Raw genomic sequence first — 17,505 nt, forward strand, 5'->3', positions numbered from 1 at the left:
CCTATTTCAGTACAAGCACTGATTTTCGAAACAGCCGAATGCTCGCCCCGAGAAAGACGAGGCCCATTACGATCATGACGAGGAGTTCATTCCAGATGACGGAAAGTCCGGCACCCCGATAGACGATCGCCTGCATGAAGCTGATATAGTGGCGCGACGGTAGGAACCAGGTGACATATTGCAGCCAGTCCGGCTGGCTCTCCACCGGCGTCATGCCGCCGGACAGGATCATCATCGGCATGACCGTCAACAGCATCAGTAGCGCAAACTGTGCCATGGTCCGGGCAACCGTGCCGAGAAAGATGCCGATGGCGGCGGCGGCAAACAGATAGATGGCGGTGCCGCACAAGAGCAGCAGGCGCGAGCCTGCAATCGGCACGTCCAGTATCCCCTCGACGACGATTAGCATGGAGAGCGTGAAGGACACAAAGATCACCAGTCCATTGGCCCAGACCTTGGCAACCGCGATCTCGAAAGCGGTCAGCGGCATCACCATCAGATGCTCCAGCGTGCCATGCTCGCGTTCGCGCAAAAGCGCGGCGCCTGTCAGCACGATGGTCAGGAGCGAGAGCTGGTCACCCAGTGCGACGACGGAGCGGAACCAGGCCTGCGTACCATTGGGGTTGAAGGCACGGCGCAGGACCAGGCCCTGTTCCAGGCTGCGGTTGGCTGGTATGCCGCCCGCATAGCGTTGAACCTCCGTCTGCACCATGTTCTGAATATAGGCCGCCCCGATGGATGCCTGCTGGACGGCGGTCGCATCGATATTCAACTGCACGGACGCGTCGCGTCCAGAGCGGATATCGCGCTCGAAATCCGGGGGAATGACGAGGATGAAGGTATAATGGCCCTGGTCCATCGCTGAATCGATGGCATCTGCATCGATTGCCTCTGCCGATTTAAAGTATGGTGGGTAAAAGAGGGCGGTAATGCCGCGCGACAGTGACGATTGGTCCTCATCGACGATGGCGATGGCTGCGTTATGGATGGTTTCCCCGGTGCCGGTGGCCTGGGAATAGATGCTGAAGCCGAAGGAGAAGATGATGAAGATCACCATGACAGTGTCTTTCATCAGGGACTGAAGCTCTTTCAGGCCCAGCCACAGGATGTTGTACAATTTCTCCATCGCTTCAGGCTTCCTGCTTCTTGAGAAAAAGCGCCGTCGTGAAAAGGAAAACGGGCCCAAAGATTGCCATCACCAGCAGTTGCGGCACCATACTGGACAAACTCAATCCCTTGGTGAATGCGCCGACGCTCATCTGCATGTAGTAAGTGGTCGGCCAGATCGAGCCCATCAGCCGGGCACTGCCTTCCAGCGTGGAGACCGGTTGCAACATGCCGGAGAACTGGATGGTGGGCAAAAGTGCAAGGACGGCAGCCACGAACACGGCCGAGACCTGGTTCGTGGTGAAGGTGGAGACCAGGAGGCCAAAGCCCAGTGCGGCGATGCTGTAGAGGAGTGCGCCGATGGTCAGCGCAAGCCCGCTTCCTTTCAAGGGCACGTCAAAGACGAAGATCACCGTTGCCGTCATGACCGCGAAATTAATCAGTCCGATCGCGATATACGGCAATTGCTTGCCCACCAGGAATTCCAGCCGGCGCGTTGGCGTCACGTAGAAATTTGTGATCGTGCCGATTTCCTTTTCGCGCGTGACGCTGACCGCCATCAGGATGGCGAGAAACAGCATCAGCAAGATGGCCGGAACGGAGGGTCCCATCGCATAGATGCTTTCGCTGGTCGGATTGTAGCGATGCCGATTCAACATGGAGAAGTTACCCAGCGCATCTGCCGATGAAAGACCGCTTGCCCAGGTGCTGTGCGCCTGTTCGACATAGCTTTCGATCGTTGCCGAACGCAGCGTATTGGCACCGTCGATCCAGGCCGAGACCTGCCAGGAGCCGTTCGTCTTCACGTCACGCCCGAAGCCTTCCGGAATTTCCAGCGCAAGCGTGATATCGGCGGCTTTGAGGCGCGCATCCATCTCCTGCGCTGAGTGGATCGGTGACTTCTCGATGAAGTAGCGCGATCCCTGGAAGTTGCTGAGATAATCCCGGCTGTCGGCGGTCTGGTCCCGGTCATAGACGGCAAAGGAAAGATCGGTCACGTCGCTTGATGTGCCGTAGCTGAAGATCAGAAGCAGGATCAGCGATCCGAAAAAGGCAAAGGCAACCCGCACCGGATCACGTGCCAGCGCCAGGGTCTCGCAATTGCTCCAGGCAAGAATGCGCCGCCAGCTGTCACGCACCGGATTGCGGCCGGGTGGCTTTGTGCTCAAAATCTCCGGCGCCGTTTGCGCTTCAGGCTCGGTTTTTGTTCCTGTCGCCTTTTCGATGAAAGAAACGAAGGCCTTTTCCAATTCCTCTTCGCCGCTTGCTGCCAACACGTTCTGCGGCGTATCGCAGATCAGCACATGGCCGGCATGCATCAACGAAATGCGGTCGCAGCGCATTGCCTCGTTCATGAAATGGGTGGATACGAAAATCGTCACCTTCTGTTGGCGCGACAGGTCCGCGAGGATCCGCCAGAAGGCGTCGCGTGCCTGCGGATCGACACCGGAGGTCGGCTCGTCGAGGATCAGCAATTGTGGATCGTGCACCACGGCGACCGCTAGCGAGAGACGTTGGCGCAGTCCAAGCGGCAGGTCTCCCGCCTCTTGGTCGGCATGGTCTGCAAGATCGAACTGGGCTATCAGCGCTTGCGCACGCTCGTCGGGCGTCGGCAGATGGTAAAGGCGCGCGTGAAGCACAAGGTTCTGGCGCACCGTCAGTTCGCTGTAGAGCGAAAAGGCCTGCGACATGAAGCCTACCCGCCGCCGCGTCGAGAGATCATTGGCATCCACCGGATGGCCGTAGATCTCCGCCACGCCGTCGCTTGGGGCCAGAAGGCCGGTCAGCATGCGCATGGTGGTTGTCTTGCCGCATCCGTTCGAGCCAAGGAAGCCGAAGATCTCGCCTTTGGCAATGTCGAAGCTGACATCGCTGACGGCGGTGAAATCACCAAAGCGGCAGGTAAGGTTGCGAGCGCGGATGATCGGCTCACCAAGCTCGTCCTTGAAGGCGGGGATCACGAGCTTTTCGGCGCTCGGCGCTCCGTCACCGGCCTGCAGTGCGACAAACACCTCTTCGAGGTCGGTTCTGCCGGTCTTAGCCCGCAATTCGCCAAGCGTGCCAGAGGCGAGGATGCGTCCGTCATCGACGGCGGCAATCCAGTCGCATTGCTCCGCCTCGTCCATGTAGGCGGTCGAGAAAATCACGCTCATTTCGGGACGTTCCCCGCGCAACTCCTCAATCAGCGTCCAGAACTGGCGCCGTGACAGAGGATCGACGCCGGTGGTGGGCTCATCGAGGATCAGCAGGTCGGGATCATGGATGAGCGCGCAGCAAAGGCCGAGCTTCTGCTTCATGCCGCCGGACAGTTTTCCGGCCGGTCGATCGAGGAACGGCGAAAGGCCGGTGGCACCGGCAAGCCGCGTGATACGGGCGTCCCGCTCGCGATAATCCTGGCCGAACAGCTTGCCGAAGAAATGCAGGTTGTCGCGAACACTGATTTCCTGGTACAGGTTCTTGCCGAGACCCTGCGGCATATAGGCAATGCGGCGGCACACACGGTTGCGGTGCCGGCTGCTGCGCATGTCGCCGCCCAGTACCTCGATCTCTCCCACCTGTGCCTTGCGAACCCCGGAGATCAGACCGAGAAGCGTCGATTTGCCCGCGCCGTCCGGCCCGATGAAACTGACCATCCGGCCGGACGGTACATTCAGGTCGATCTTGGAGATCGCGTCGACATCACCATAGCGGTGGGTGACGGCCGAAAGGCGGACGACCGTCTCAGGTTCGGCCGCCATGCTCATTCCTCCACATCGAGCGGATCGCCCGCAATGCGCTTTTGCAGAAATTCCGGCCAGGTGGGCTTTTCGGAGCCGATCCACACATAGCCGACGCCGCGCGCGCCCGTCTTGACGATATCGATATGTCGCTCGATGAGGCTCTGTGATGTACGAAGCCTGACGCGGAACATCAACTTGTCACGCTCGCTGCGGGTTTCCACCTGTTTCGGGGTAAACTGCGCATCCGGCGAGACGAAGCTGACGCGCGCCGGCACCGCTATATCCGTGCCGTCCGGTGCAATACGGGCCGGAGAGCCGACCGCCAGCCGGATCGCCTGCTCGGACGGTACGAACATTTCGAAATAAACCTGCTCCAGATCCACGATGGTCAGAACCTTGCCGCCGCTGGCAACTACTTCGCCCGGATTGGCAAGCCGGTAAAGCACGCGGCCACGCACGGGAGACGACAGCGTATTGTCGGCAATCTGTGTATCGGCGAGCGCCACAAGGGCCTGTGCCGCCTCGACCGAACGCTCTGCGGCGGCCACATGCTGGCGGGCGGCCGCCAGAACGGCTTTCGAGGCGTCGCGGTTGGACAGGCTTTCGTTCAAGGCTTCCTGCGTCACCGCCCCTGTCGCGGCAAGTTTTGTCTTGCGTGCCACGTCGTCCTCGCGAAACCGCAGTTCGGCTGCTCTCTGGTCAACCGTTGCACCCGCCTCGATCTTGGAGGCTTCCGCATAGGCGACATCGGCGGCATATTTGGCGCGCTGGGCCTGCAGTTCTGCCGTATCGATCTGCGCCAGAACCTGGCCGGGCTCGACCTTGTCACCCTCGCGCACGGTGACATTCACCAGCCGGCCGGCACTTTTGGTGGCAATATCCACCTGATCCGATTCCACCCGGCCATTGCCGCCATAGAGTTCGGGCGGCATCAGGTTTTGTTGCGCTTTCCAGTAGCTCCAGCCGCCATAACCTGCCGCCGCAACCAGGCAGGCAATGACCAGAATTGGAGTGATCGGCTTGCTCATCGGAGCCTCCATGTTACGAGCCCCTCGGGGCATGGCCGGCCGCGGCATGTTCCGTGGTCGATGGCCAGACCCTAGCCGCCGATACCCGATCAACCTTGACGTAGATCAAGAAACGACAGGTCCTCGGTATTTTCCCGGAGCGAGCGCTATGTCCCTCAATTTGCTTTCTATGAAGCCCTGCCTGAGCAAGTGACAGGGTTGCAGAGGTTGAGATTGGCAGGTTGTTTCGGGCGCAATTGTCGTCTTTTGCGTCAGCGCTGTTGCGACCAGCAGTCAGGGCCAAAATGTCAGCAACATTCGCATCGCTGGGGTGGCTGAAGTGCAGATCATATTTGAATATTTGTGCGCTGCCGTATAAGCCTACATTTCTAGCCAATCTTTAGCCCGGATATACTGTCTGCCGGGGGTTCAGCGAGAGAGATAAATGCGTATCACGATGATCGGTGCCGGCTATGTGGGTCTGGTGTCGGGTGTGTGTTTTGCCGATTTCGGCCATCACGTCACCTGCGTTGATAATGTCGAGGAAAAGGTGGAGGCGCTACGCTCCGGGGTGATCCCGATCTATGAGCCAGGCCTCGACGAGTTGGTGAAGTCGAATGTCAAGGGCGGTCGCCTGACTTTCACCACGGACCTCAAGAGCGCAGTCGCAGATACCGACGTCGTGTTTATCGCGGTCGGCACACCCTCGCGTCGTGGCGACGGCCATGCGGACCTCTCCTATGTGTATGCCGCAGCCCGTGAGATCGCCCATGCCATGACAGGTTTCACAGTGGTGGTGACGAAATCCACCGTGCCTGTCGGCACCGGTGACGAGGTGGAGCGGATCATTCGCAGTGAGCGTCCGGATGCGGATTTCGCCGTCGTCTCCAATCCGGAATTCCTGCGCGAAGGTGCGGCGATCTCGGATTTCAAGCGACCCGACCGAATTGTCATCGGCTCTGAAGATGAGCGCGCCAGCGAGGTTATGCGCGAGGTTTACCGGCCGCTCTACCTTAATTCCGCGCCACTGTTCTTCTGCGATCGCCGAACGTCGGAACTGATCAAATATGCCGGCAACGCCTTCCTCGCGATGAAGATCACCTTCATCAACGAAATGGCAGATCTGTGCGAAAAAGTCGGCGCCGACGTGCAGAAGGTCGCCAAGGGCATTGGGCTGGACAAGCGCATCGGCGACAAGTTCCTGCATGCAGGCCCAGGCTATGGCGGGTCGTGCTTCCCGAAGGATACGATGGCTCTGGTCAAGACCGCCCAGGACCATGACAGCCCGGTTCGCCTGATCGAGGCGACGGTGGCGGTCAATGATACCCGCAAGCGCGCCATGGCCCGCAAGGTCGTGGCGGCCTGCGGCGGTTCGGTACGCGACAAGAAAATCGCCGTTCTCGGCCTCACCTTCAAGCCGAACACCGATGATATGCGCGATGCACCGTCGCTCTCCATCATCCAGGCATTGCAGGACAATGGCGCCATCGTTCACGCCTACGATCCCGAAGGCATGGAAACCGCACGCGGTATGCTGCCGGGTGTGGAATTCGGCGCCAACCCTTACGCTATTGCCGAAGGCGCCGATGCCCTGGTGCTGGTGACCGAATGGGACGAATTCCGGGCGCTGGATTTCCGTCGCCTGAAGTTGCTGATGGCGCAATCGGCCATTGTCGATCTGCGCAATGTCTATCCGGCCGAAGAAGTCACCCGTTACGGCTTCCAGTATTACAGCGTCGGGCGATAAACCGTCTCTGCAAGCCCTTTGCCTTTGCGCACAGGGCTTGCCTTCCCGTCCTGTGCTGGCGATCGGATAGATGCACAGGCCAGCGATGGTCCCGCATTCCTTGGCGAGAGACGTGCTGGGTGCGGACATGCCGCATCAAAAAAATGTCAAATAATGCTTGTGAAAACAAAAGTGGTCGTCTATATCGGCGCCACTGGTCACGGAGTGTAGCGCAGTCTGGTAGCGCACCACGTTCGGGACGTGGGGGTCGAGTGTTCGAATCACTCCACTCCGACCAGTTTAAAACTCCCGAATTTTTCTTGAACGCCGAAAACAGCTAGGCCTGTGCCGAGACGGCAATAGTATTCCTCAGTGAAGTCTCGCTCTCTTGTTCCAGCAGGCGCCTGACTTCGTCAGCCGGCAAGGCACGGCCAAACAGATAGCCCTGGCCATAGGTGCAGCCCATTCCGGCCAGCGACGCCAGTTGGTCACTTGTCTCGATGCCTTCGGCGGTCGTCGGGACATCGAGGCCTATCCCGAGGCCGACTATGGCCTTGACGATCTTTTCCTGTCTTTCCTGGTCCTTGAAAGAGGCGACGAAGCTGCGGTCGATCTTGATCTTGTCGAAGCTGAAATTGGAGAGCTGGGCAAGGCTCGAATAGCCGGTGCCGAAATCGTCCAGTGCCACGGAGATACCGGCCGTACGCAACTCGCTCAAAATGGTGGCTGCTGTCTGGATGTCGTTGATCAGTGCCGTTTCAGTGATCTCGATTTCCAAGCGACGCGGATCAAATCCGGTCTCCATGAGAATGCGCAGGATGCGCAGGCCCAGAAGCTTGTCCTGCAACTGCACCGGCGAGATGTTGAAGGATAGCGTAATATCCTTCGGCCAGTGTCCAGCCTCCTCGCAGGCCTGTCGCAGCAGGCGGTCGGTAAGCTCCATGATCAGGCCACTTTCTTCGGCCAGCGGAATGAATTCCAAGGGCAGGATTGCCGTGCCGTCTTCCAGGTACCAGCGCGCCAGCGCCTCGAAGCCGCAGACCTTGCCGCTGTGAAGGTCGATGATCGGCTGGTAAAATGGCTTGATACCGTCATAGGCGATTGCGTGGCGCAGGTTGCGTTCGGCGAGGCCCCGCGCCCGCAGCCGTTCCGCCATCTCCTTGTCGAAAGCGCGCAGCACGCCGCGTCCCGCAGCCTTTGCCGCATACATGGCCGCATCCGCATCGCGAAGACAATCGACAGCCTTGCCGCCATTATCCGGCCATGTGGCAAGGCCGATGCTGGCACCGATATCGAGTGAGACACCCTGATAGGGGACTGGCTGATTCAGCGATTGCAGGAGCGCCCGCGCAACCGGTGCTGCCATTGATGGCGTATCGACGATGACCAGGAATTCATCGCCGCCGAGGCGAAAGATGTTGGTATCGGGAACCTGCTCGCGCAGCCGTTCGGCCACCACCTGGAGCACCAGATCGCCGGCATGATGGCCATTCAGGTCGTTGATGCGCTTGAAGCCGTCGAGGTCTATGACCAGCAGCGAGAAACTGCGCTTGGCGCTTGCCTTGCGGTCATAGGCTGCAAGTGTCCTGTCCAGGCTGTGTCGGTTCTTCAAGCCGGTCAGCTGATCGTGCAGGGCCATCCAGTCCACCTGCCTTTCGGCCATCTGGCGGTGGCGGCGCTCGGTTCTCAGATCCCAGATCCGCAATATGCCATAGACGATGCTGAGGATGCCGATGATGACAATGGCAAGCAGGATCTCGTCCAACTCGTAGGCCTCGTGCGTATCCGCAAACCGGATGACCGCCTCAAACGCATCATACTTCTGCGCGAAGGCGAAGAAGAGGATACCGATCAGTGCAAGGCCTAAGCCCTGCCAAGTTGCCTTGCTTGCAGACAGTCGCATGATAATCGCCGTTCTGGCTGCCGTCATGGCAAGGTGCGGGGCCGGCATGCCCGTCAAGGCTGGAGGATGGAGCGAACATCTTAAAGAGTTGCTAAATCAACTTTAACGTGTTTTTTGTCGGGGCACCCCTCGCGCTTCCCATTGATTCAGATCAAGGCTCGCCTTGCCGGGCCGTGGGATGGCTACGAACGGAGGGGTTTGTCGGCCATGTCGATCCTGACCCCGTGACTGTTCGCCTTGGGGGATGTTCCGATGAACAATACCGTACCGATCGTGGCACTCACCATAGGGGCGTTCCTGGCGCTTCTTGGTGCAGGTTTTGCCCACGACGATCTCTTCTCAGCCCATATGTGGGTTCTATTCTTTACTTTGCTTGCCAGCACGATCGTCCTGCTGCGTCGCGTTCAGTTCGCGCCGGCCGCCAGATCCGTGCGCCCGTCCGATCCTGACGCCTATTTCGATGAAGTGATCAAATACGGCACGATTGCCACCGTGTTTTGGGGCGTGGTGGGCTTTCTGGTCGGTGTTGTCGTGGCTCTCCAGCTGGCTTTTCCGGACCTTAACTTCGGTCCCTGGTTCAATTTCGGGCGCATGCGTCCGCTGCACACGTCTGCGGTGATTTTCGCCTTCGGCGGCAATGCCCTAATCTGTACGTCGCTCTATGTCGTGCAGCGCACCTCGCGCGCGCGGCTGTTCGGCGGCGAAGGTCTCGGCTGGTTCGTCTTCTGGGGCTATCAGCTGTTCATCGTCATGGCGGCGACCGGTTACCTGCTCGGCATTACACAAGGCAAGGAATATGCAGAACCGGAATGGTACGTGGATATCTGGCTGACTGTGGTCTGGGTCGCCTATCTCGTTGTCTTCCTCGGCACGATCCTGAAGCGTAAGGAGCCGCATATCTATGTGGCCAACTGGTTCTATCTCGCCTTCATCGTGACGATTGCCATGCTGCATGTCGTCAACAATCTGGCAATCCCTGTCTCCTTCCTTGGCGTCAAGAGCTATTCGGCCTTTGCCGGTGTTCAGGATGCGCTGACGCAGTGGTGGTACGGCCACAACGCCGTCGGCTTCTTCCTAACGGCCGGCTTCCTGGGCATGATGTATTATTTCGTGCCCAAGCAGGCCGGGCGCCCGGTCTATTCCTATCGCCTGTCGATCATCCACTTCTGGGCGCTGATCTTCATGTATATCTGGGCCGGCCCTCACCACCTGCACTATACGGCTCTGCCGGATTGGGCGCAGACGCTGGGCATGGTCTTTTCCATCATGCTCTGGATGCCCTCCTGGGGTGGCATGATCAACGGCCTGATGACGCTGTCTGGTGCCTGGGACAAGATCCGCACCGATCCGATCATCCGTATGATGGTGATTGCCATCGCCTTCTACGGTATGTCCACCTTCGAAGGCCCGATGATGTCGGTTAAGGCTGTCAACTCGCTCAGCCACTATACGGAGTGGACAATCGGCCACGTGCATTCGGGCGCACTCGGCTGGGTCGGCATGATTTCCTTCGGAGCGATCTATTTCCTGGTTCCCAAGCTGTGGCACCGCAACCGGCTCTACAGCATGGCCATGGTCAACTGGCACTTCTGGCTCGCCACGCTCGGCATCGTTGTCTACGCCGCCGTCATGTGGGTCGCCGGTGTGCAGCAGGGCCTGATGTGGCGCGAGTATGACGATCAGGGTTTCCTAGTCTACTCTTTTGCCGAAGCTGTTGCCGCCATGTTCCCCTATTACGTGCTGCGTGCCGTCGGCGGCATCATGTATCTCGCCGGTTCGCTGATCATGGCCTTCAACATCACCATGACCATCCTCGGTTACGAGCGGCAGGAAACGCTTCCGGGCACTGTGCCCGCAAGCCTCCAGCCGGCTGAATAAGGAGCTGCTTTCATGTCTCTTCTGGACAAGCATCATTTCGTTGAGCGCAATGCAACACTGCTCCTGGTCGGTTCGCTTCTGGTCGTTTCCATTGGCGGCATCGTGGAAATCGCGCCGCTTTTCTACCTGGAAAACACCATCGAAAAGGTGGAGGGCATGCGGCCTTATGCGCCGCTGGAGCTGGCCGGGCGCAATATCTACATCCGTGAAGGATGTTATGTCTGTCACAGCCAGATGATCCGCCCGTTCCGCGATGAAGTGGAACGCTATGGTCACTACTCGCTGGCGGCTGAATCCATGTATGATCACCCGTTCCAGTGGGGGTCCAAGCGCACCGGGCCTGATCTTGCCCGTGTCGGGGATCGCTATTCCAACGAATGGCATGTGCAACATCTGGTACGTCCGCGCGACGTCGTGCCGGAATCGATCATGCCATCCTATGCCTTCCTCAAGGAAACGCCGCTCAAGGTGACGGATGTCACCATGGAGCTGAAGGCTAACAGCCTGGTCGGCGTGCCCTATAGCGAAGAGATGATGGCCAATGCCAAGGCAGACCTTGCCGCGCAGGCCAATCCGAATGCCGATACCACCGGCCTTCTGGCGCGCTACCCGAAAGCCAAGGTCGGCGATTTCGATGGCGATCCGGCAAAGCTCACCGAGATGGATGCGTTGATTGCCTATTTGCAGATGCTCGGCACGCTGGTCGACTTCTCGACCTATGACGATGCCACCGGTTATCGTTGAGGAGGATTGGATCATGGAAGTCTACACGGCAATGCGTCACTTCGCCGATAGCTGGGGTCTCCTGGCAATGACCATCTTCTTCATCGGCGTGGTGGTCTCCACCATTCTTCCCGGCGCGAAGACCTCGGCAAACGAGGCCGCAAAAATCCCTCTGAAGGAGGATTGATCATGGCCGACAAACATATTGATGATGTCAGCGGCGTCGAAACCACCGGCCATGAATGGGACGGAATTCGCGAGTTGAACAACCCGCTGCCGCGCTGGTGGCTCTGGACCTTCTACGCCACGATTGTCTGGGCGATCGGCTATATGGTGGTCTATCCGGCCATTCCGCTGGTCACCGATGCGACCAAGGGTGTGCTCGGCTATTCAAGCCGCGCCGAACTGGCAAGCGAGATGGTCGGCGCAAAGGCCGCTCAAGGCAGCATGCTGGAAAAGATCTCCACGTCGTCGCTGCAGGAAATCCTTGCCGATCCGCAGATGACGCAATTTGCCACGGCTGCCGGTGCCGCTGCCTTCAAGGTCAACTGCGTGCAGTGCCATGGGTCCGGTGCCGCAGGTGGCGCCGGTTATCCGAACCTCAATGATGATGACTGGCTCTGGGGCGGTGACATCGATCAGATCCACCAGACGATTGCCCATGGCATACGCTCAGTCGATGACCCGGATACGCGTGCATCGGAAATGCCGGCCTATGGCGAGATCCTGCAGCCCCAGGAAATTCGTCAGGTTGCCGCCTATGTGGTCAGCCTGACCGGCAAGCCGCGCGATGCAGCGATGATCGAGCCCGGCAAGCAGTTGTTTGCCGACAATTGCGCCGCCTGCCATGGTGAAAATGCCAAGGGTAACCGGGAATTCGGTGCACCGAACCTGGCCGATGCCATCTGGCTGAAGGCGCAAGGGGAGGCGGGGATTGCCCAGCAGGTCCGCCAGCCAAAGCATGGCATGATGCCGGGCTGGCAGGTGCGTCTGGGCGATACGACCGTCAAGCAGCTGGCCGTCTACATTCACGCGCTGGGCGGCGGCGAGTAATCCATTTCGCCAAGATGCTGCAAGCTTATTCCGGCCGGGGCGCGAATGCCCCGGTCGTTCGTCATGAAGACGGTGCAGGCAAGCGCTTCGGCGGTCGCCATATGCAAGGCATCGATCAGCCTCATATTCATCTCAGCACCCAGTTGCGCGGCGCGCTCGATGATGGCCAAGGTGACTGGTGCAAGTGACATGAAATCCGGGTTCTGAAGCAGCATTCTATAGGCTGAAACGAGATCTTCACCGTAGCGCCAGGCGCCGCGAAGGCACTGCTCCCAGCACCAGCTCACTGGAATGCAAACTATCGCGGCGGCCCACACAGTCAGACAGCAGCTGGCGGACCTGTGCCTTTCGCGCCGGGTCACCCTCGTTGAAATAGATCAAAATATTCGCGTCAACGTATATTCTGTCAGTCATTGATCATGCGTCGCCGCGAAAGATACGGATGTCTTCGAGGATGCTGTCATCCGACCTGCATATGTTGCGGCGGGACGCCTCATCGAAGAGCTGGTCGAGCAAGCGCACCTTGGCCGGCCGGGGATCCTCTTCCATACCGTCCGTCGCCTCATCCGGAAGATGCGCCTTGAGCGCGTCCAGAATGACGTCTGCGCGTGAATTGCTCGTGCGTGTCGACACGCTGTCGATGCGCGACAGAAGCTCGTCCGTCACTTCGATTTCCAGTTTGTGCAGGCCCATGGGTCTCTCCACTTTGCGCTTCATCCTACCCCATAGTCCGGCTCTTTTCCAGAATGAGCGCAAAGGTCGCAAGCCTCAATTGATTTCGGTCAAGGAATGGACCGGTCATTGAAGGCAAGGATGGGCAACAAAGGATGGAAGCCCATGCCGATCGAGACCGCACGCCCAGATCCGTCAGATCAATCCAAGCCGGAAAACCACGAAACTGGCTCGGGTCAACCGGCGCAGCCGCTCTATGCGTCGCGCAAGAAGATCTTTCCAAAGCGGGCCGAAGGCCGCTTTCGGCAGTTCAAATGGCTTGTCATGGCCATTACGCTCGGCATTTATTACCTGACGCCCTGGATCCGTTGGGATCGCGGCCCCTATGCGCCGGACCAGGCCGTGCTGCTGGATCTCGCCAATCGGCGTTTCTACGTTTTCTTCATCGAAATCTGGCCGCAGGAATTCTTCTTTGTCGCCGGGCTTCTCGTCATGGCAGGCTTTGGGCTGTTTCTCGTCACCTCTGCCGTTGGCCGGGCCTGGTGCGGCTATACCTGTCCCCAGACGGTTTGGGTCGATCTCTTCCTCGTCATCGAACGTTTCGTGGAGGGTGATCGCAATGCCCGTATGAAGCTCGATGCCGGACCGTGGACCTTGGACAAGATCGGCAAGCGTCTCGTCAAGCATGCGATCTGGCTTGTCATTGCCGTGGCGACCGGCGGCGCATGGATCTTTTACTTTGCTGATGCGCCGACGCTTGCCTTCGACTTCATCACCGGTCAGGCAGCCTTCATTGCCTATTCCACCGTCGCCATCCTCACCGCCACGACCTATGTCCTGGGCGGGCTGATGCGCGAGCAGGTCTGTATCTACATGTGTCCCTGGCCGCGCATTCAGGGTGCCATGCTGGACGATAGTTCGCTGGTGGTCACCTATAACGACTGGCGCGGTGAACCGCGCGGCAAGCACGTCAAGAAGACGGCCGCCGCCAGTGTCCCGGTTGGAGACTGTGTCGATTGCAATGCCTGCGTCGCAGTCTGTCCCATGGGCATCGACATTCGTGACGGCCAGCAGCTGGAATGCATCACCTGCGCCCTTTGCATCGATGCCTGCGACAGCGTGATGGACAAGATCGGCCATGAACGGGGGCTGATCGCCTATGCCACGCTCAACGAATACGAATCGAACATGGCGCTGGCCACGGACAATGGCCGCACCAGCGTCGATCCCTCGCGTGTGCGCACGCCCGAAGGTGCCTTCAGCGACAAGGTGCGCCATTTCAACTGGCGGATCATCCTTCGGCCGCGCACGCTGGTCTATGTCGGCGTCTGGAGCGCCGTCGGCCTTGGCCTCCTTGTTGCACTGCTCAGCCGCGACCGGCTGGAGCTCAATGTTCTGCACGATCGCAATCCGCAATATGTGCTGGAATCGGACGGTTCGATCCGCAACGGCTATACCATTCGTCTCCTCAACATGATCCCGGAGCGGCGCACCATTCTTCTGTCTCTGCAGGGGCTGACAAAGGCCGAGATGAAGATCCCCTCCATCTCCGCTGATTACTCCGACCGCGTCTTTGCCATTCCGGTGGAGCCCGACAAGGCGACGACCATCAAGGTTTTCGTCACCCTGCCAAAGGCGGCGCTCAGTGATGCGCGGGACGGCCTGCGCTTCATCGCGGAGGACCCCGCCAGCCACGAACGCGACATCTACAAAGCCAGTTTCAATTCACCGGGAGCCAACTGACATGATCACGCGTGCGCCAAAGGCTTTTGTTTTCACCGGCTGGCATATGTTCGGCGTCATATGCCTGTTCTTCGGCACCATCATCTCCGTCAATGCCTACATGGCCTATCAGGCTGTGCATTCATGGAGCGGTCTTGTGGTGCCGAACACCTATGTCGCCAGCCAGCAGTTCAACGGCAAGGTGGCCGAGGCCAAGCGACTGAGTGCCAGCGGAGTGTCCGGCGCCATCACCATCGGCAACGGGCGGGTCGACTACCGGATCCTCGACGCGAAGCAGCAGCCGGTGCTGGCGGATACGGTGACTGCCAGCTTTCGGCGCCCGGTCGGCGATCGGCAGGATTTTACCGTGACCTTGAAGGATGCGGGACAGGGTCAGTATTTTGCAGAGCAGGCCGTCCTGCCCGGTCATTGGATCATCGAGGTAACAGCCCTGAAGGATGGTGCGCGCATTCACCATCATTCGCAGCGGATCGCTGTGATGGGAGAGGCGCAATGAGCTGCTGCGCACCTGGCACCGAAGGCGCGCTCGATATGGCTCGTTCGGCGGCCTTGCCCTCCTCCGAGGAGCTGCTGCTGGCAAGCCTGGATCTGGGGGAGGGGCTGCGCCAGACGGATCTGAGCGTCCCGGCCGTCCATTGCGGAACCTGCATCACCGCCATCGAGACGGCTCTTTCTTCCATGCCGGAAGTCCAGAAGGCCCGCGTCAACCTGTCCACACGACGCGTCTCTATCGTCTGGCGCGCTGAGGGCCCAGCGGGCGCTACAGACCCGGTCGAGCTTGCCCGCACCATCAAGCGGGCAACGGGCTATGATGCCCATCTGTTTTCCAGCGAGGCGGAAGCCAGCGATCGCCTCAAGTCGCAGCTTATTCGCGGCGTCGCCGTCACCGGTTTTGCCGCCGCCAACATCATGCTTCTGTCGGTCTCCGTCTGGTCGGGCGCCGAGGCTTCCACGCGTGATCTGTTCCATTGGATCTCCGCCATGATCGCTGCCCCGGCGCTGGTGTATGGCGGCCGGTTTTTCTACCAGTCAGCCTTTGCGGCGCTGAAGCAGGGGCGCACCAATATGGATGTGCCGATCGCGCTTGCCATCACGCTCTCCTATGCCGTGTCGCTCTGGGAGACCATTCACCACGGCCATCATGCCTGGTTCGATGCGACCGTCTCGCTGCTGTTCTTCCTGCTGATTGGCCGCACGCTTGACCATATCATGCGTGACCGGGCGCGTTCGGCCATTACCGGGCTTGCCCGTCTGTCGCCCAGAGGCGCGATGGTGGTGCAGACGGATGGTAGCCGCGACTACCGGCCGGTGGAGGAAGTCTCTCCCGGCGACCTGATCGCCATTGCCGCCGGCGACCGTCTGCCGCTGGATGGCGTGGTGGTGGAAGGTGAAAGCGATCTTGATATGTCGATCGTCAATGGCGAAAGCGTGCCGCTTGCCGTCTATCCAGGTGATGCCGTACGCGCTGGAACCGTCAGCCTTACTGGCTCGCTGGTGGTGCGGGCAACGGCGACTGCCGCCAATTCATTCCTTGCGGAAGTCATTGCGCTCATGGAAGCGGCTGAAGGCGGGCGGGCGCAGTATCGCAGGATTGCCGATCGCGCCGCACGCCTCTATTCGCCGGCCGTGCATCTTCTGGCGCTTCTCACCTTTTTTGGCTGGGGCATTTTCGGCGGCGACTGGAAGCAGGCCATGCTGATCGCCATTGCCGTCCTCATCATCACCTGCCCCTGCGCGCTGGGGCTGGCCGTTCCCGTGGTGCAGGTCGTGGCGGCCGGTCGCCTCTTCCAGAACGGCGTCATGGTCAAGGATGGTTCGGCCATGGAACGGCTGGCGGAAATCGATACGGTCGTCTTCGACAAGACCGGAACGCTGACGCTTGGCCGGCCAAAACTGACGGCCATCGAGGGAAAGCCTCATTCCCTGGCGCTTGCAGCAGCGCTTGCCGCCCATTCGCGCCATCCCCTGTCCCAGGCTCTTTCGGCAAACCATAGCGGCCCGATGCCGTTCATTGCGAGCGTCCGCGAATTGGCCGGTGAAGGCATCATAGCCGTTCTTGCCGAGGGTGAAGCGCGGCTGGGCAGCCGTGCCTTTGCCTGCCCCGGCAGCAAGGCAACGGCATCCGGTGGCTCCGAAGTGGTCCTGTCTGTCAACGGTCAGGAAGAGGCCTGCTTCCTCTTTGAAGACGAGATCCGTCCGGGTGCCTGGATGGCTGTTGAAACGCTGCGGAAGAAGGGATTTCAGCTGGCGCTTCTGTCGGGTGACCGCACTCCTGTGGTGGCGGCCATGGCAAGCCGGCTTGGCATTGCCGACTGGTATGCGGAGCTGACGCCGAAGGGCAAGGCGGAGGCGCTGGCGGTTTTGAAACAGGCCGGGCGGGTCACCCTGATGGTTGGCGATGGTATCAATGATGCGCCGGCTCTGAGCGCCGCACATGTGTCTATTGCGCCGGCAACCGCAGCCGATATTGGGCGCCAAGCTGCCGATTTCGTCTTCACGCATGATAATCTTGATGCGGTTCCGCTGGCCATCGAGGTGTCGCGGCGTGCCGGGCGCCTGATCCGCGAGAATTTCGCATTGGCCATCGGTTACAATGTCATTGCGGTTCCGATCGCCATTGCCGGCTATGCAACGCCTCTCATCGCCTCGGTTGCCATGTCCACGTCCTCGCTGATCGTCGTTGCCAATGCGCTGCGGCTCAACCGGTTGGCGCGCTCACATGTCGGCGGAGGAAGCCCTGCCCGCCCCAAAGAGGGCGCGCTGTCGGGAAAGGTGCGTCTGGCATGAACATGCTGATCTATCTCATTCCGGTGGCGCTGCTGCTGGGTGGTCTGGGGCTTGGTGCCTTCCTCTGGTCGCTGCGCAACGGCCAGTATGAAGATCTCGATGGTGCCGCCTGGCGCGTTCTGAACGATGAGGATCATCCAAAGCAATGACGACAAAAAGCGGCGACCGTGCTCCTATGGCCACCGC

At 59.8% G+C, this 17,505-nt stretch carries 15 protein-coding genes and 1 tRNA gene; 10 read left to right on the forward strand and 6 right to left on the reverse strand.

From position 1 onward, the window contains the following. Position 1: 1 nt before the first annotated feature. Genes E8M77_RS05040 through E8M77_RS05050 form a run of 3 tightly spaced genes read right to left on the reverse strand, consistent with a single transcriptional unit; the run spans position 2 to position 4,855 of the window. Positions 2 to 1,126, reverse strand: a complete 1,125-nt coding sequence (locus E8M77_RS05040; RefSeq protein ID WP_137129535.1) for an ABC transporter permease — start codon at positions 1,124 to 1,126, stop codon at positions 2 to 4. A 4-nt stretch (positions 1,127 to 1,130) separates the two neighbouring features. After that, positions 1,131 to 3,845, reverse strand: a complete 2,715-nt coding sequence (gene rbbA / locus E8M77_RS05045; RefSeq protein ID WP_137129536.1) for a ribosome-associated ATPase/putative transporter RbbA — start codon at positions 3,843 to 3,845, stop codon at positions 1,131 to 1,133. Between the two features lie 2 nt (positions 3,846 to 3,847). After that, entirely contained in the window at positions 3,848 to 4,855 is a 1,008-nt protein-coding gene (locus tag E8M77_RS05050; protein ID WP_246659132.1) for an HlyD family efflux transporter periplasmic adaptor subunit, read from the reverse strand. A 424-nt stretch (positions 4,856 to 5,279) separates the two neighbouring features. Between E8M77_RS05050 and E8M77_RS05055 the strand changes: the two genes are divergently transcribed. Both E8M77_RS05055 and E8M77_RS05060 read left to right on the forward strand, forming a co-directional pair. Further along, on the forward strand, positions 5,280 to 6,581 hold the full coding sequence (locus tag E8M77_RS05055) for a UDP-glucose/GDP-mannose dehydrogenase family protein (RefSeq protein WP_137129538.1): 1,302 nt from the start codon (positions 5,280 to 5,282) through the stop codon (positions 6,579 to 6,581). 200 nt (positions 6,582 to 6,781) lie between these two features. After that, positions 6,782 to 6,858: transfer RNA gene (locus tag E8M77_RS05060), tRNA-Pro, on the forward strand. A gap of 39 nt (positions 6,859 to 6,897) precedes the next feature. Here the strand turns inward: E8M77_RS05060 and E8M77_RS05065 are convergent. Then, positions 6,898 to 8,463 carry an EAL domain-containing protein gene (locus tag E8M77_RS05065; RefSeq protein ID WP_205910463.1) on the reverse strand — a complete coding sequence of 522 codons (1,566 nt, stop codon included), beginning with the start codon at positions 8,461 to 8,463 and terminating at the stop codon, positions 6,898 to 6,900. Between the two features lie 252 nt (positions 8,464 to 8,715). On the opposite strand from E8M77_RS05065, the gene ccoN reads away from it, so the two are divergent. Genes ccoN through ccoP form a run of 4 tightly spaced genes read left to right on the forward strand, consistent with a single transcriptional unit; the run spans position 8,716 to position 12,117 of the window. Continuing rightward, on the forward strand, positions 8,716 to 10,341 hold the full coding sequence (ccoN, locus tag E8M77_RS05070; RefSeq protein WP_137129540.1) for a cytochrome-c oxidase, cbb3-type subunit I: 1,626 nt from the start codon (positions 8,716 to 8,718) through the stop codon (positions 10,339 to 10,341). A gap of 12 nt (positions 10,342 to 10,353) precedes the next feature. After that, a complete protein-coding gene (gene ccoO, locus E8M77_RS05075; RefSeq protein ID WP_137129541.1) occupies positions 10,354 to 11,085 on the forward strand; it encodes a cytochrome-c oxidase, cbb3-type subunit II in 732 nt (243 codons plus the stop codon). A 13-nt stretch (positions 11,086 to 11,098) separates the two neighbouring features. After that, the gene (locus E8M77_RS05080; RefSeq protein ID WP_137129542.1) at positions 11,099 to 11,251 is read left to right on the forward strand and encodes a cbb3-type cytochrome c oxidase subunit 3; all 153 of its coding nucleotides are present in this window, start codon (positions 11,099 to 11,101) and stop codon (positions 11,249 to 11,251) included. Between the two features lie 2 nt (positions 11,252 to 11,253). Next, positions 11,254 to 12,117: a cytochrome-c oxidase, cbb3-type subunit III gene (ccoP, locus tag E8M77_RS05085; RefSeq protein ID WP_137129543.1), complete on the forward strand. Its 864-nt coding sequence runs from the start codon at positions 11,254 to 11,256 to the stop codon at positions 12,115 to 12,117. Here ccoP and E8M77_RS05090 read toward each other — a convergent pair. After that, complete coding sequence (locus E8M77_RS05090; protein ID WP_137129544.1) at positions 12,093 to 12,404, reverse strand: PIN domain-containing protein; 312 nt, start codon at positions 12,402 to 12,404, stop codon at positions 12,093 to 12,095. The two genes, ccoP and E8M77_RS05090, sit on opposite strands and share 25 nt — an antisense overlap. Before the next feature lie 130 nt (positions 12,405 to 12,534). Further along, positions 12,535 to 12,810: a hypothetical protein gene (locus E8M77_RS05095; RefSeq protein ID WP_137129545.1), complete on the reverse strand. Its 276-nt coding sequence runs from the start codon at positions 12,808 to 12,810 to the stop codon at positions 12,535 to 12,537. Between the two features lie 144 nt (positions 12,811 to 12,954). On the opposite strand from E8M77_RS05095, the gene ccoG reads away from it, so the two are divergent. Genes ccoG through ccoS form a run of 4 tightly spaced genes read left to right on the forward strand, consistent with a single transcriptional unit; the run spans position 12,955 to position 17,468 of the window. Further along, positions 12,955 to 14,532 (forward strand): cytochrome c oxidase accessory protein CcoG, encoded by a 1,578-nt coding sequence (ccoG, locus tag E8M77_RS05100; RefSeq protein WP_137129546.1) that lies wholly within the window; start codon positions 12,955 to 12,957, stop codon positions 14,530 to 14,532. Position 14,533: 1 nt separating this feature from the next. After that, entirely contained in the window at positions 14,534 to 15,028 is a 495-nt protein-coding gene (locus E8M77_RS05105) for a FixH family protein (RefSeq protein WP_137129547.1), read from the forward strand. Further along, positions 15,025 to 17,319: a heavy metal translocating P-type ATPase gene (locus tag E8M77_RS05110; RefSeq protein ID WP_137129548.1), complete on the forward strand. Its 2,295-nt coding sequence runs from the start codon at positions 15,025 to 15,027 to the stop codon at positions 17,317 to 17,319. The genes E8M77_RS05105 and E8M77_RS05110 overlap by 4 nt, the downstream gene beginning before the upstream one ends. After that, complete coding sequence (ccoS, locus tag E8M77_RS05115; protein ID WP_137129549.1) at positions 17,316 to 17,468, forward strand: cbb3-type cytochrome oxidase assembly protein CcoS; 153 nt, start codon at positions 17,316 to 17,318, stop codon at positions 17,466 to 17,468. The genes E8M77_RS05110 and ccoS overlap by 4 nt, the downstream gene beginning before the upstream one ends. Positions 17,469 to 17,505 lie beyond the last annotated feature (37 nt).

Origin of the sequence: Rhizobium sp. FY34 (assembly GCF_005222845.1) — a bacterium.
Lineage (GTDB): Bacteria > Pseudomonadota > Alphaproteobacteria > Rhizobiales > Rhizobiaceae > Neorhizobium.

Bases quoted from the DNA above. Each gene is read 5' to 3' on its own strand.
- rbbA (WP_137129536.1), bottom strand. From the start codon at position 3,845: ATGGCGGCCGAACCTGAGACGGTCGTCCGCCTTTCGGCCGTCACCCAC.
- ccoS (WP_137129549.1), top strand. From the start codon at position 17,316: ATGAACATGCTGATCTATCTCATTCCGGTGGCGCTGCTGCTGGGTGGT.
- ccoG (WP_137129546.1), top strand. From the start codon at position 12,955: ATGCCGATCGAGACCGCACGCCCAGATCCGTCAGATCAATCCAAGCCG.
- E8M77_RS05095 (WP_137129545.1), bottom strand. From the start codon at position 12,810: ATGGGCCTGCACAAACTGGAAATCGAAGTGACGGACGAGCTTCTGTCG.
- E8M77_RS05065 (WP_205910463.1), bottom strand. From the start codon at position 8,463: ATGCGACTGTCTGCAAGCAAGGCAACTTGGCAGGGCTTAGGCCTTGCA.
- ccoP (WP_137129543.1), top strand. From the start codon at position 11,254: ATGGCCGACAAACATATTGATGATGTCAGCGGCGTCGAAACCACCGGC.
- E8M77_RS05105 (WP_137129547.1), top strand. From the start codon at position 14,534: ATGATCACGCGTGCGCCAAAGGCTTTTGTTTTCACCGGCTGGCATATG.
- E8M77_RS05110 (WP_137129548.1), top strand. From the start codon at position 15,025: ATGAGCTGCTGCGCACCTGGCACCGAAGGCGCGCTCGATATGGCTCGT.
- ccoN (WP_137129540.1), top strand. From the start codon at position 8,716: ATGAACAATACCGTACCGATCGTGGCACTCACCATAGGGGCGTTCCTG.
- E8M77_RS05080 (WP_137129542.1), top strand. From the start codon at position 11,099: ATGGAAGTCTACACGGCAATGCGTCACTTCGCCGATAGCTGGGGTCTC.
- E8M77_RS05040 (WP_137129535.1), bottom strand. From the start codon at position 1,126: ATGGAGAAATTGTACAACATCCTGTGGCTGGGCCTGAAAGAGCTTCAG.
- E8M77_RS05055 (WP_137129538.1), top strand. From the start codon at position 5,280: ATGCGTATCACGATGATCGGTGCCGGCTATGTGGGTCTGGTGTCGGGT.
- E8M77_RS05050 (WP_246659132.1), bottom strand. From the start codon at position 4,855: ATGAGCAAGCCGATCACTCCAATTCTGGTCATTGCCTGCCTGGTTGCG.
- ccoO (WP_137129541.1), top strand. From the start codon at position 10,354: ATGTCTCTTCTGGACAAGCATCATTTCGTTGAGCGCAATGCAACACTG.